The sequence below is a fragment of the Micromonospora sp. WMMA1996 genome (assembly GCF_002573675.1).
Classification (GTDB): domain Bacteria; phylum Actinomycetota; class Actinomycetes; order Mycobacteriales; family Micromonosporaceae; genus Micromonospora; species Micromonospora sediminicola.
The window spans coordinates 1-13,593 of record NZ_PDHU01000008.1; the positions used below are offsets into that span (position 1 = coordinate 1).

The 13,593-nt window shown below is 75.0% G+C and carries 9 protein-coding genes and 1 pseudogene; 7 read left to right on the forward strand and 3 right to left on the reverse strand.

Annotated elements, in window-relative coordinates:
* From COO58_RS28475 to COO58_RS28490, 4 genes and pseudogenes are all read left to right on the forward strand, one after another.
* Nucleotides 1-198 (forward strand): annotated as a pseudogene (locus tag COO58_RS28475) (MBL fold metallo-hydrolase); the annotation flags it as partial.
* Nucleotides 195-3,773, forward strand: a complete 3,579-nt coding sequence (locus COO58_RS28480; RefSeq protein ID WP_091568563.1) for an adenylate/guanylate cyclase domain-containing protein — start codon at nt 195-197, stop codon at nt 3,771-3,773. The pseudogene COO58_RS28475 and the gene COO58_RS28480, both read left to right, overlap by 4 nt.
* A gap of 137 nt (nt 3,774-3,910) precedes the next feature.
* A complete protein-coding gene (locus COO58_RS28485; RefSeq protein WP_098747411.1) occupies nt 3,911-4,381 on the forward strand; it encodes a hypothetical protein in 471 nt (156 codons plus the stop codon).
* Between the two features lie 30 nt (nt 4,382-4,411).
* Complete coding sequence (locus COO58_RS28490; RefSeq protein ID WP_098747410.1) at nt 4,412-5,908, forward strand: serine/threonine-protein kinase; 1,497 nt, start codon at nt 4,412-4,414, stop codon at nt 5,906-5,908.
* On the opposite strand, the gene COO58_RS28495 is transcribed toward COO58_RS28490, so the two are convergent.
* On the reverse strand, nt 5,895-6,287 hold the full coding sequence (locus COO58_RS28495) for a hypothetical protein (protein WP_091568570.1): 393 nt from the start codon (nt 6,285-6,287) through the stop codon (nt 5,895-5,897). The genes COO58_RS28490 and COO58_RS28495 overlap by 14 nt on opposite strands.
* Nucleotides 6,288-6,523: 236 nt before the next feature.
* Here COO58_RS28495 and COO58_RS28500 point away from each other — a divergent pair, with 236 nt between their 5' ends.
* From COO58_RS28500 to COO58_RS28510, 3 genes are all read left to right on the forward strand, one after another.
* On the forward strand, nt 6,524-8,302 hold the full coding sequence (locus tag COO58_RS28500) for an alpha/beta hydrolase (RefSeq protein ID WP_098748008.1): 1,779 nt from the start codon (nt 6,524-6,526) through the stop codon (nt 8,300-8,302).
* Between the two features lie 125 nt (nt 8,303-8,427).
* Nucleotides 8,428-9,369, forward strand: coding sequence for a transporter substrate-binding domain-containing protein (locus COO58_RS28505; protein WP_091568575.1), 942 nt, complete (start codon nt 8,428-8,430; stop codon nt 9,367-9,369).
* On the forward strand, nt 9,366-10,403 hold the full coding sequence (locus COO58_RS28510; RefSeq protein ID WP_091568578.1) for a hypothetical protein: 1,038 nt from the start codon (nt 9,366-9,368) through the stop codon (nt 10,401-10,403). Before COO58_RS28505 ends, COO58_RS28510 begins: the two co-directional genes overlap by 4 nt.
* A 4-nt stretch (nt 10,404-10,407) precedes the next feature.
* On the opposite strand, the gene COO58_RS28515 is transcribed toward COO58_RS28510, so the two are convergent.
* Nucleotides 10,408-11,571: an acyl-CoA dehydrogenase family protein gene (locus tag COO58_RS28515; protein ID WP_098748010.1), complete on the reverse strand. Its 1,164-nt coding sequence runs from the start codon at nt 11,569-11,571 to the stop codon at nt 10,408-10,410.
* Nucleotides 11,568-13,583 (reverse strand): biotin carboxylase N-terminal domain-containing protein, encoded by a 2,016-nt coding sequence (locus COO58_RS28520; RefSeq protein WP_091568582.1) that lies wholly within the window; start codon nt 13,581-13,583, stop codon nt 11,568-11,570. Before COO58_RS28520 ends, COO58_RS28515 begins: the two co-directional genes overlap by 4 nt.
* Nucleotides 13,584-13,593: the final 10 nt, after the last annotated feature.

The window sequence follows — 13,593 nt, forward strand, 5'->3', positions numbered from 1 at the left end:
CTGCGGCGCGGCGGCCGAGTTCTACCTGGCCCCCGGCGGGCCCGGCTCGACCAGGTGCGTGCCGCGGTGGCCGCCGGCGCCGCCACCGCGCCCGAGGTGGTCGCGGTGGTCTACGCCGACGTCGACCGGTCGCTGTGGTGGGCCGCCGAGTGGTCGGTCCGCGCCCAGCTCGAATACCTCGGGGTGGAACAGCCGTGACCTGCCCGGTGTGCGGGACCGTCGCCGTGCCCGGCGCGCGGTTCTGCCACAACTGCGGGGCCGCGTTGCCGGCCGCCGCCACGCTGCCGGCCGCCGAGCGCCGGGTGGTCACCGTGCTCTTCGGCGACCTCTCCGACTTCACCTCCTGGTCGGAGGACCTGGACCCGGAGCGGGTCGGCGCGGTCACCGACCGGGTGCTCGCCGCGCTGGCCGGCGCGGTCAAGACGTTCGGCGGGCACGTCGACAAGCTCACCGGCGACGGGATCATGGCGGTCTTCGGCGCGCCGGTGGCGCACGAGGACGACGCCGAGCGGGCGGTGCGGGCCGCGCTGTCCATGCAGCGGGCGGTCCGCCGGGTGCTCGACGACGAACGGGGCGGCGGCGCGCCGCTGGGCCTGCGGGTCGGGCTCAACACCGGCGACGTGATCGCCGGGATCCAGGCGGCCATCGAATACACGGTCATCGGCGACACCGTGAACACGGCGGCCCGGCTGGCCGACGCCGCCGCGGTCGGCGCGGTCTACGCCGGCGGGCGGACCTCCGCCGCCACCCGGCACGTGGCCTCCTGGCGGGCGCTGCGCCCGTTGCGGCTCAAGGGCAAGCGCGAGCCGGTCGAGGCGTACGAGCTGCTGGGCCTGCTGGACGCGCCGGGCACCCGCTCCGGACTCGGTGACGAGGCCCCCTTCGTGGGCCGGGAGACCGAGATCGGCCGGGTCGCCGGCCGGCTCGCCGAGGTGATCGACCGGGGCGAGCCCCGGGTGCTGCTGGTGACCGCCGAGGCGGGCATCGGCAAGTCCCGGTTCGCGGCCGAGGTGGAACGCCTCGCCGCCGGCTACGACGTCGGCGCGGGCAGGTACGCGGCGCACACCGGCGCCCGGGTGCTCTCGGTCCGCTGCGCCGCGTTCGGCGAGCGCCGCCGGCTCGCGCCCCTGGCCGACCTGGTCCGCGCGGCGGTCGGCCTGCCCAACGACGCGGCGACCGCGATCACCCGGGCCGCCGTGGAGGAACGGCTGCGCCGGCTCGGGCAGCGCCTCGCCCGACTTCCCGGCGACCTGCCCCCGATCGCCGTCGACCAGCTCCTGGCCCTGCTCGGGTACGCCGAATTGCCCGCCGGGACGGAGACCGGCGAGTGGAGCGCGGCGGCCCCGCCACCGGACGCCGAAGCGGTGCCGAACGCGGTCGCGGACCTGCTCAGCGCGCTCGCCGGCGAGGCGCCCCTGGTGATCGTGGTGGACGATCTGCACGACGCCACCGCCGAGACGGTCAAGGCGTTGGCGCTGACCCTCAACCGGCTCTCCGGCCCGGTGCTGGTGCTCCTGCTCGGCCGGCCCGAGCTGGTGCGGACGGCCGGCGCGCTGACCCGGCTCGCGGACGCCGAGGTGCACGCGCTGCCGCCGCTGCGCGGCGCGGACGCGTCCCGGCTGCTCACCAGCTACCTGGCCGGTGGCCGCCTGCCCCAGGCCGACACGGACCGGCTGCTGGCCACCGCCCAGGGCAACGCGTTCTACCTGGCCGAGCTGGTCACGCTGCTGATGGAGCGCGGCGCGCTGACCGCCGGGCCGGGTCGCGGCGCGGACGTCGGCTGGCGCCTCGCCCCCGGTTCGCTGGGCAGCCGGCTGCTCTCCCGGGACCTCGCCGCCGTGCTCGCGGCCCGGATCGACGCGCTGCCGCCGGACGCCCGCTCGGTGCTGCGGGACGCGGCGGTGGTCGGTGACACCGTGCCGGGCGGCACGCTGGAGGCGCTGCGCGAACAGCGGGTCGGGCGGGACGGCCGACCCGCCGCGGTGGCCGCGGTCGAGCTGGACCGGGCGGTCGAGGAGCTGCTGCAACGCCGGATGCTGCACCGCACCCGCACCGGGTTCGCGTTCGCCACGCCGCTGATGCGGGAGGCCGCGTACGCCGGGGTGAGCAAGGCCGAGCTGGCCGAGCGGCACGCCGCGCTGGCCCGCTGGGCCGCGCCGGAGAGCGTGGACGGGACCGGCCCGCCGGCCGGTGGGTTCACCGAGGCGGCCCGGGACGACTTCGTCGCCGAGCACGTCGAGCGGGCGACCCGGCTCGCCGACGCGGTCAAGCTCCGCCCGGACGCGCCGGCCCGGGCGGTCGCCCCGCTGGGCGTGGCCGCGCTGAGCCGGGCGGCCCGCCGGTCGCTGCGCTCCGGGGAACCGGCGATGGCGGTCGAGTACGCCGAGCGCGCGGCCGAGCTGGCCCGCGACGGGGTGCCGCCGGCCGACCGGGTGGTGCACGCCCGGGCGCTGTTGCAGATCGGCCGCCCGGCCGACGCGCTGGCCTCGGCCGAGAAGATCGCCGCGAACACCGGCGAACCCACCATCCGGGCCGCCGCGCTGCTGCTCGCCGGGCAGGCCCAGCAGACGCTGGGCGACGCCGAGCGGGCCGAGCGCAGCTGGCAGGAGGCGTTGCAGGTGGCCACCGACGCCGAGCTGCCCACGGTGCGGGCCTCGGCGATGCGCCGGCTCGGCATGGCCGACTTCATCGCCGGCCGGCTGGGGCAGGCGAGCAGCCGCCTGGCCGCCTCCTACCAGGTCAGTCTCGCCGCGAGGGATCCGCGCGGGCAGGCCTGGTCGTTGCAGAACCTGGCCTGGGTGACCACCACCCGCGGGGACTTCGCCGGCACCGACGCGGTGCTCGGCCGCGCCGCCCGGTTGTTCGCCGAACTGAAGGACCCGTACGGGCGGGCCTGGCTGCGCGGCACCACCGCGTTCGCCCGGCTGCTGGCCGGTCGGTTGCGGGAGGCGTGCCGGCTGGCGCGGGTCTTCCTGCCGTTCGGGGAGCGGGTCGGCGAGGCGTGGGCGGTGGGCACGTTGCGGGCGGTCGAGGCGTACGCCACCGCCGAACTGGGCGACCTGGCCGAGGCGGACCGGGCGGCCCGCCGCGCCTACCGGGACTTCGCCGAGGTGGGTGACGACTGGGGGCAGGGCTTCGCGCTGGTGGTGCGCGGCGTGGTGGCCCGCGGGCTGGGCGAGCCGGAGCACGCCGCCGACCTGTTCACCGACGCGCTGGCCTACGCCGACCGCACCACCCACCCGCTGCTCACCGGGATGGCCGGCACGCTGCGCGGCTTCGTGGCTCTGGACATGGGCGACCACGAGACCGCGGAGCGGGAGGCGCGGTCGGTGCTGACCACTGTGGAGCCGCACAACCCGCAGGCTCCGGCCCAGGTCGCGCCGCGGGTGCTGCTCGCCATGGCCCGCGTCGCGGCCGGCGACCCGGGCACCGCGGTGGGACTTCTCGCCCCGGTCGCCACCGGCGCGGCGAACGCGCCGTCGCTGCTGTTCTCCCGCCGGCAGACGATGGCCCGGTACGCCGCCGCGCTCCTCGCCCACGGCCAGCGCGAGCAGGCGCTGGACTGGGCGCGGCGGGCGGTCTCCGCCCCGGCCGAGGACGTCCGCAGCCAGGTGGTGGCGCAGCTGGTCCTGGCCGAGGCGCTCGACGCCTGCGGACGTCCGGCGGAGGCGTTGGCCGGCGCCGAGGAGGCGGTGCGTCTGGCGTACGCCACCGAGCAGCGCAGCGAGCGGGCCGCCGCCGACGCGCTGCGGGCCCGTCTCGCCGGCGGCTGACCACCCACCCCTGTTCTGCCGGTTCCGGGGATGTGCTCGTCGGTGGGGCCGGTTAGCGTGGGGCGCTGCCGTCGGGATCGACGGCCACCACCGGTGTGCCCGAGCGGCCACCGGCGGACCGTTGCTGGGGAGGAACGATGAGGCTGCCGCGCTCCGGCGCCGGCTGGACGATCGCGGTCTTCGGGCTGCTGGCGCTGCTGCTCGGCGCGCTGGGCCTGATCTGGCCGGAGACGCAGCTGCGCCTGCTCGGCTTCGAGGTGCCGACGGAGCGCGCCCCCGGTGACTACACCGGCACGTTCCTCACCGCGTCCTCGATGGCCTCGTTCAACATGGGGGTCTACTACCTGCTCGCGGTCGCCACCGAGTGGCGCCCGTTCTACCGGTTCACCGTCTGGTTCCGGCTGGTCACGTTCACCGTGTTCACCATCGCGGTGCTCTCCGACGTGGCGCCGGACCGGTTCTTCGGGGTGGCGGCGTGGGAGGGGCTGGGCGCGGTCGCGACCGCCGTCGGCCTGTGGTGGGACGCCCGTCGGGCGGCCGCCGCCGCGGCCGGGTCGACCCGGCCCGACGACTCCGCGGCGGCGCCGGCCCCCGACGCGGCGCGCTGAGCGACCGGGACCGTTGGGTATTTTCGAGCCGTGACCGAGACCCCGCCCGGCGCCCTGCGGCTGCCCATCGTGCCCGGTCTGACCGATCTGAAGGTCTTTGCCCGGGGTGGTTACGCCACCGTCTACCGGGCCACCCAGATCTCCGTCGGGCGCGAGGTGGCGGTCAAGGTGGAGAACCGGACGCTGGACCACGAGCGCGACCAGGCACGCTTCCTGCGCGAGGCGCGCGCGGCCGGGCGGATGTCGTCCCACCCGCACGTGGTGGACCTCTTCGACGTCGGCGTCACCGTCGACCAGCATCCCTACCTCATCATGGAGCTCTGCGACGGCTCGTACGCGGAGCGCATGAAGACCTCGCCGCTGGGCCCGCTGGAGACCCGCGACCTCGGGGTGAAGATCGCCGACGCGCTGGCCCACTCGCACGCGGCCGGCGTGCTGCACCGCGACGTCAAGCCGGCCAACATCCTGCACTCGGAGTTCAACTCGGCGGTGCTGGCCGACTTCGGCCTGGCGGTGCTGGCCGAGGTGCGCGACGCCTCGGTCACGCTGGAGGTGCTCACCCCGGCGTACGCGCCGCCGGAGATGTTCAGCCACAGCCCGCCCAGCCCCGCCGTCGACGTCTACGCGCTCTGCGCCACGCTCTACGCGGTGATGCACGGCCGCCCGCCGCGTTGGCAGTCCGAACGCAACCCGAGCCTGGTCACCGTGCTGGAGATGTTCCAGCAGCCGATCCCGGGCCTGCCCGGCGTCCCCGACGAGCTGATCGACGTGCTCCGCCTCGGGATGTCCAACGACCCGGGCGAACGCCCCTCCGCGGTGGAACTCCGCGGCCTGCTCGCGTCGCTCCCGCTCGACCCGAACACCCCGGTGAGCGGCGTGCCGTTCCTGACTCCCGGCGGTGGCGCCGCGGGTGGCCCGCACGGCCGCGCCGGCGGGCCGAGCCCGCGACCGCCGGCCGAGCACGACCACCCGACCGTGCCGACCCGGAGCCGACGCTGGCCCCGGCGCTGGTTCCTCGGCGGGGCCGGGGTGCTCGCGCTGGCCGCGTCGGCCGCCGGGGGCGCCTGGATGGCCGGCGGAGCGCCGTCGGTGGTGTCGCCGACCCCGGTGGCCACCGGCGTGGTCGGGTCGACACCGGTGCCGGGTTGTGCCTCCGCCGACGTCCGGCTCCCCGACGGGGCGCACTGCGCAGCCGAGCTGGAGTGCTACGGCCCGGTGCGGTTGCGGCGCGACCGCGCCGAGGCGAGCCGGGTGCCGTGCGACGGTCGGCACACCTGGGAGACCTACGCGGCCGGTGACCTGCCCGTCGCGCTCACCGGGGCGGGCCACGACACGGTCGTCGCCGACCCGGCCGTCCGCAAGGTCTGCAACGTCGGCACGTTCCAGCTGGTCAGCGGCATCGGGCCGGCGGCCGGGTGGAACCTGGAGGTGCTGCCGCCCGCCTCGACCGAGCCGGGCCGCACCTACCGCTGCCTGGCCGGGCGGGGCGTGGACGCGCTCGCCAGCCCCACCCTCACCGGTCGCTGAGCCCGTTCACGGTCCGCTGCTGCCGGACGGCCCGGGGGTCGAGCGCCTCCAACGTGTCCGCGTCCACCGGATGACCGGCGGGGGTGCGCAGGTTTCGCACCGCGCGCGGGTCGATCGCCTCCAGCGTGTCGGCGTCCACTCCGTACCCCGGGTCCTGGGTCGGCCAGGTGCTCTCCGCCGGGGCCGGCGGAGGGCCGGCCTGCCGGGCCGCGGTGACCGTCACCCCGGCGACCATGCCGAGCAGGACACAGACCAGGGCCAACACGACCGAGAGGATGCCGGGCGGTCGCCAGACCGCCAGCGTCACCACCGCGACGACCGTCGCCACGGACGCGACGACGGCCTTCGCCCGCGCATCGGGCTTCGGGAACGAACTCACCCGACAAGCATGGCCCAGCGCGTCGACCTGTCAACCGCCGGCCCGGGACGGCTTCCCGTCACCCACGCTCCACTTCGGAGCGGCGAAAAGCGTCGATCGAGAAAAAATCGTTACATTCCTTGGCTGTTTGCGGCGTCGGTCCGCGTTTGGGGGGCAGCTCCGGTGGCCGTCTCTCCCTAAAGTGACGGGGGTCGAGGTCTCCTCGACGGAACTGTTCCCCGACGGAAGGCAGCCTCATGCCCCGTGCAATCCGGTCCCTCGCCGCAACAGGGATCGCCGGCGTCCTCCTCGCCGGACCGGCCGTCGCGCCCGCCGCGGCGGCGACACCGCAACCGCCCGCGTACGACCGCACCAGCGCGGCCGAGGCGCGCCGGGTGGACCGCGTGCCGACGCCGAAGCTCGACTGGTACGCCTGCTACGACTACGCCGAGTGCGCCACGGTCCGGCTCCCGCTGGACTACGACAACCCGAAGGGCGCCACCACCGAGGTCGCGTTGCTCCGGGTCAAGGCCCGCGACCAGCAGCACAAGGTCGGCAGCCTCTTCCTCAACCCGGGTGGCCCGGGCGGCTCCGGCACCAGCATCGCGCTCGCCGCGCCCTACTTCCTCGGCGACGACCTGCTCGACCGCTTCGACATCGTCGGTGTCGACCCGCGTGGCGTCGAGGCCAGCTCGAACATCAGGTGCTTCCGGTCGGTGAAGGACCAGACCCGGGCGTACGCCGGGCTGAACGTCGCGTTCCCGTGGACGAAGGCGGAGGAGAAGGCGTACGTCGCCGCGTCGAAGGCGGTCGGCAAGGCGTGCTCGACCACCGGCAAGCCGCTGACCGGCGCCGCGTCCACCGCCGAGGTGGCCCGCGACATGGACGTGCTGCGCCGGGCGGTCGGCGACAAGAAGCTCAGCTACCTGGGCTTCAGCTACGGCACCGCGCTGGGGCAGTACTACGCCAACATGTTCCCGGACCGCTTCCGCGCGCTCGTCGTCGACGGGGTGCTCAACCCGAACGCCTGGGTCGGCCAGGGCAAGGCCCGCGACCAGCTCCAGGAGACCCGGCTGCGCAGCGCCGACGGGGCGTACAAGGCGCTGCACGAGATCCTCGTCCGGTGCGACAAGGCCGGCCCGGAGCAGTGCGCGCTGGCGGCCACCGGCGACCCGGTCGCCGCGTACGAGACCGTGGCGAAGCGGCTGCGCAAGAAGCCGGCGGTGATCGACGACCCGGACTTCGGCTCGTTCACCGTCACCTACGCCGACTTCGTCGGCGCCACGCTCGGCGCGCTCTACGACCCGTACGGCTGGACGTCCGTGGTGGATCTGACCAGCCAGCTGCTGGCCCTGACCGACCCGGCCGCCGGCAAGGCCGCCGCCGCCTCGGCCCGCCAGGCGCTCGCCGCCCGCGCGGCGCAGGCCCGCCAACAGCGGGGGTACGACTTCCCGTACGACAACGGGCTGGAGACGTTCCTGACCGTCGACTGCACCGACGCGTACCACCCGAAGAGCGCGGACGCGTGGCCGGCGCTGTCGGCCAAGGAGGACCAGCGGGCGCCGTACTTCGGGCGCGCCTGGGCCTGGGGCACCGCGCCCTGCGCCCGCAACACCTGGACCGTGCGCGACGAGGACGCCTGGACCGGGCCGTTCAACCGCGTCACCGCCGCCCCGGTGCTGGTGGTCGGCAACTACTGGGACCCGGCGACCAACTACCAGGGCGCGGTCGGCTCGGCCAAGCTGCTGCCGAACAGCCGGCTGCTGAGCAGCGACAGCTGGGGGCACACCGCGTACGGCACGTCGGCGTGCGTGACCGGCCGGATCGACACGTACCTGCTCACCGGCAAGCTGCCGGCCAAGGGCACGGTCTGCGTCGGTGACGCGCAGCCGTTCCAGGACGAGCCGGCGGCCGACCGCGCGGACGCGTCCAAGAGCGCGCTGGCCAAGGCCGGCGAGCCCGGCCGGGGCGAGCCGAAGCGGCTGCCGCCGGTGGCGACGCCGCGGCCCGCGGTCGGCACGCTGACCGTGCGCTGAGGAACCCCCGGGGTACGGCGGGTGATCGGGCACCCGCCGTACCCCGGGCCCGGCGATGCGCGGCGCGGTGTGCGCCGACCGCTACCCTGAGTGCCCGTCGTCGTGTTCCCGATCGAGGTCGCCCGATGCCCGAGGTCTCTTCCCGCCACCGGTTCCGTTCCCTCGCCACCACGCTGGCGGTGGCGCTGACGTTGACGCTGGCCGCCGTGGCCGGCTGCGACAACCGCCGCGAGCCGCCGCTGCCCTCGGTCCTCGACAAGCTGCGCGAGTCGCACATCGACGGGCAGGCGAAGATCAAGATCGGGGTGGCCACCACCGAGCCGTTGATGGGCGAGCTGCGCAACGGCACTCACACCGGCTTCGACGTGGAGATCGCCCGCTACGTCGCCTCGTCACTCGGCTTCGAGGGTGACCAGCGGATCGAGTGGGTGTCGCTGGCCACCGAGGACCGCATCCCCGCGCTCCAGGGCGGCACCGTCGACCTGGTCGTGTCCAGCTTCTCCATCACCGAGGAGCGGCAGAAGCTGGTCAGCTTCGCCGGGCCGTACTTCGTCACCACCCAGGAGGTGATGGTGCCGAAGCGGCTGCGCGACCGCGTCCGCACCATCGAGGACCTGCGCCGACCCGAGCTGAAGATCTGCACCAGCGGCGGCTCGACCACCGAGGCGGAGCTGGAGAAGCACCAGGTCCGGGCGTACGTGGTGAAGGAGGTCGGCGACTGTGTCCGGGGCATCCGGGAGGGGCGCTACGACGCGGTCAGCTCGGACGAGACCATCCTGGCCGGCTTCCTCTCCCAGTACCCGACCGAGTTCGAGATCGTCGACATGCCGTTCGGCACCAGCGAACTGCTCGGCATCGGGGTGCCGATCGGCGATCCGGCGCTGCGCGACCTCGTCGCGTTCTTCCTGCAGAAGAGCTACCTGGAGGGCCGGGACGGGATCAGCAGCCCCTGGCTGACCGCGTACAACCGCACGCTCGGGCCGTGGCTGAAGGCGGACAAGTCCCAGCCGCAGCCGCTCGACGTGCCGAAGCTCGTCGACTTCGACGACAAGGCGCCCCGGCGATGACCGCGCCGGCGACCCTGCCGGACACCGTCGAGTCGACCCGTCCCGCACCGCGGCCGGCCGACCCCGCCGAGCGCCGCGCCCGGGCCAGCCAGTCGTTCTGGACCGCTGTCGTCGGCGTGCCCGCCGTCTTCTCGGTGCTGCGGCTCGGCGTCGAGGCCGGCGGCGAGTTGCAGACCACGTTGCTGCTGGTGGCCAACGTCGGCACGGTGAACCTGCTGGCCGGCTTCCTCACCACGGCCGCCGCCCTGCTCTCCACCGCGCTGGTCGCGGTGTTCGCGCTCGGCGCGGTGCTGCGGGTCAGCGTGGACCGGATGTCGTCGGGGATGCGCCGCCCGCTCTTCGCGCGCTGGGTGGACAGCACCCCGGCCTGGTTCGCGGTGGCCAGCTTCCTGCTCGCGCTGGTCACCTGGCCGCTGCTCTACCTGCCGTTGCTGCTGCCGGCGTTCGTGGCCGCGTTCCAGCTCAGCCCGGAGCGGCTGCACGAGCAGCGGGTGCCCCGGCTGCTGCTGCTCGGCGCCGGCTTCGTCGGCTACCTCTGGCTGCTCGGGCCCACCCTGCTCGACGCCGGCCGGCAGGGGGAGGCGCTCGCGGTGGTGCTGCTGGTCGTACCCCCGGTCCTGGCCCTGTTCGTGACCGGCCCGCTGCCGGCGGCGGTGATCCGGCCGCTCGCGTCGATCACCGAGGCGGCGGTGCTGGCCATGCTGGTCTGGGCCGCGCTGCCGGTGATCAGCACGCCGGTGCTGCCGCTGACCGTGACCACCGTCGAGTCCGCGCCGGGCGTCACCGAGGACGTGCGCGGCCACGTCGTCACCGTGGACGACGTCGACGTGGTGCTGCTCCAGGAGCGCGGCGGCGTGCGCTACCTGCCGGTCGACCAGGTACGCGCCCAGGTGCTCTGCCCGAGCGAGGACGAGCTGCCCCGGCGGCAGTTGCGGGTGCGCGACTTCCACGTGGAGGACTCGCTGCTGGAGGGGCTGGGCCGCCGGGTCCGCCCGGTGCACCGCATCGACGCCGCCTGCCGCACGGTCGACTGACCGGTCAGTAGGACTTGTCCTGGCCGAGGACGTGCTGGGCGACGAAGTTGAGGATCATCTCGCGGCTGACCGGGGCGATCCGGCCGGCCCGTACCGCGCCGAGCAGCGTCGCCACGCCGTACTCGGTGGTCATGCCGGCGCCGCCGAGCGCCTGGACGGCGGTGTCGACGGCGAGCGCGGCGGCCTCGCCGGCCGCGTACTTGGCCATGTTGCCGGAGACGCCCGCCTCCAGGTCGCGACCGGCGTCGTAGAGCGTGGCCGCCTTGTAGATCATCAGCCGGGCCAGCTCGACCTGCACGGCCGCGTGGGCGAGCGGGTGCGCGACGCCCTGGTGCGAGCCGATCGACCGGCCGCCCCACACCTTGCGGGTGGTGGTGTAGTCGGACGCCTTCTCGATCGCGTACCGGCCGGTGCCGGCGCCCATCGCGGCGACCGTGATCCGCTCCGGGTTGAGCCCGGCGAACAGCGCCGGCAGCCCGGCGTCGAGCGACTCGCCGACCAGCGCGTCGGCGGGCAGCCGGACGTCGTCCAGGTAGAGCAGGAACTGGTTCTCCGGGGACAGGATCTCCATGTCCAGCTTGGACTTCTCCAGGCCCGGAGCATCGGTGGGCACGATGAACAACGCCGGCTTCAACCTGCCGCTCGCGGCGTCCTCGGTGCGGGCCACCACGAGCACGTGCCCGGCCTCGTCGACGCCGGAGATGTAGACCTTGCGGCCGGAGATCAGCCAGTCGTCGCCGTCGCGCCGGGCGACGGTGCCGAGCCGGTGGAAGTTCGAGCCCGCGTCCGGCTCGGTGATCGCGAAGACGATCTTCTGGGAGCCGTCCGCGAGGCCGGGGAGGTGCTTCTTGCGCTGCTCCTCCGTACCGTGCTTGTTGATCACCGTGGCGGCGATGGCGGGGGAGACCACGAGCAGCAGCAGCGGGCAGCCCGCCGCGGCCAGCTCCTCGCACACGAGCGCCAGGTCGGTGATGCCGCCGCCCCCGCCGCCGTACTCGGTGGGGATGTTCACCCCCAGGTAGCCCAACCGGCCGGCCTCGTGCCACAGCTCGGTGGTGTGCTCTCCCGCCTTCGCCTTTCCGACGAAGTAGGAGTGGCCGTACTTGCGGCCCAGCTCCCGTACGGCGTCGCGGAGCTGGTCCTGCTCGGGGGTGAGGTCGAAGTTCACTGCGGGTCCTCCTCGGGGTCCACCACGGCCAGTACGGCACCCGTCTCGACCTGGCCGCCGGCCGGCACCGGCAGCTCCGCCACCACGCCGTCGGCGGGGGCGAGCACGGGATGTTCGAGCTTCATCGCTTCCAGCGTCAGCAGCAGGTCACCGGCGGCGACCCGCTGGCCGACCTCGACGTGCACCCGGGTCACCGCGCCGGGCAGCGGCGCGAGCAGCGACCCGGCCGCCAGCTCCGCGGCGGGCCGGGGCAGCCGGGGCAGCTCGGTGAGGCTCGCCGCCCCGTCCGGGCCGTCCACGAAGACCGACGACCCCACCCGGTGTACGCGGAACGCGCGCCGCACCCCGTCGACGTCGAGCACCACCCGATCCGGCGCGGCGCTCACCAGCTCCACCTGCGCCGGCTCCGGCTCGCGCTCGGTGTTAACAGGGGGCCCTTGCTCTACCCCAGGCGTTAGGAGGGGGCCCCTCCTAACGCCCCACTCGGCGAGCGTGCCGGTGCGGGTGAGGCGGTAGGTGATCTCGATGTCGTGGAACCGGGTGACCTGCGGTACGGCCGGCACGTTGCGCCACCCCGACGGCAGGCCGGCCAGCACCGGCGCGGCGGCCCGGCGCGCGGCGGCGCCGGCCAGCGCGGCGGCCAGCGCGGCCAGCGGGAGCTGCGCGGCCGGCAGCAGCGGCGCGAAGACCTCGGGATGCCGCTCCAGGAAGCCGGTGTCCACGTCGGCGGCGGCGAACTCTTCGCTGCGCAGCACGCGGACCAGCAGGTCCCGGTTGGTGGCGACGCCGTGCACCTCGGCCCGGGCCAGCGCGCCGGCCAGGGCGCGGGCCGCCTCGGCGCGGGTGGGCCCCCAGGCGACCAGCTTGGCCAGCATCGAGTCGTAGTGCACGCTCACCGTCGAGCCGTCCACCACGCCGGAGTCCAGGCGCAGCCCGCGGGTCGGCCCGAACTCGGCCCCGACCCCGGGGACCGCGAACCGGTGCAGGGTGCCGGTGGCCGGGCGGAAGCCCTGGGCCGGGTCCTCCGCGCAGAGCCGTACCTCGATGGCGTGGCCGTCCGGGGCCGGCGTGGTGGTGATCGGCAGCGGCTCGCCCTCGGCGACCAGCAGTTGCAGGCGGACCAGGTCCAGGCCGGTGGTCAGCTCGGTGACCGGATGCTCCACCTGGAGGCGGGTGTTCATCTCCAGGAAGTGGACCTGGCCGTCCGGCGCCAGCAGGAACTCCACCGTGCCGGCGCCCACGTAGTCGACCGCCCGGCCGGCCGCCACCGCCGCCTCGTGCAGCCGTTCGCGCACCTCGTCCGGAAGCACGCCGGGCGCCTCCTCGACGATCTTCTGGTGGCGGCGCTGGATCGAGCAGTCGCGCACCCCGAGCGCCACCACCGTGCCGTGGCTGTCACCGAAGATCTGCACCTCGACGTGGCGACCCCGCTCGACGTACCGCTCGATGAAGACCGTGCCGTCGCCGAACGCCGCCGCCGCCTCGCGGCGCGCGCCCGCGACGGCCTCGGCGAGCCCGGCCGCGTCGCGGACGATCCGCATGCCCCGGCCGCCGCCGCCCGCGCTGGCCTTGACCAGCACCGGGAAGTCGGTGACCTGCCCGGGGTCGGTCCAGGTGGGCAGCATCGGCACGCCGGCGTCGGCGAGCAGCGCCTTGGCGGCCATCTTGTCGCCCATCGCGGCGATCGCCTTGGCCGGCGGTCCGACCCAGGTCAGGCCGGCGTCGGTGACGGCCGCGGCGAACTCCGCGTTCTCGGCGAGGAAGCCGTAGCCGGGGTGCACGGCGTCCGCGCCGGCCCGCCGGGCCGCGTCCAGGATCAGGTCGATGCGCAGGTACGTCTCGGCCGGCGTGTTCCCCGGCAGCCGCACCGCCTGGTCGGCCTCGGCGACGAACGGCGCGTCGGCGTCCGCGTCGGAGTGCACGGCGACCGTCGCCACGCCGAGCGCCCGGCAGGTGGCGAGGACCCGGCGGGCGATCTCCCCCCGGTTCGCCACGAGAAGGGTGGTGATCAAGGCTCTCTCC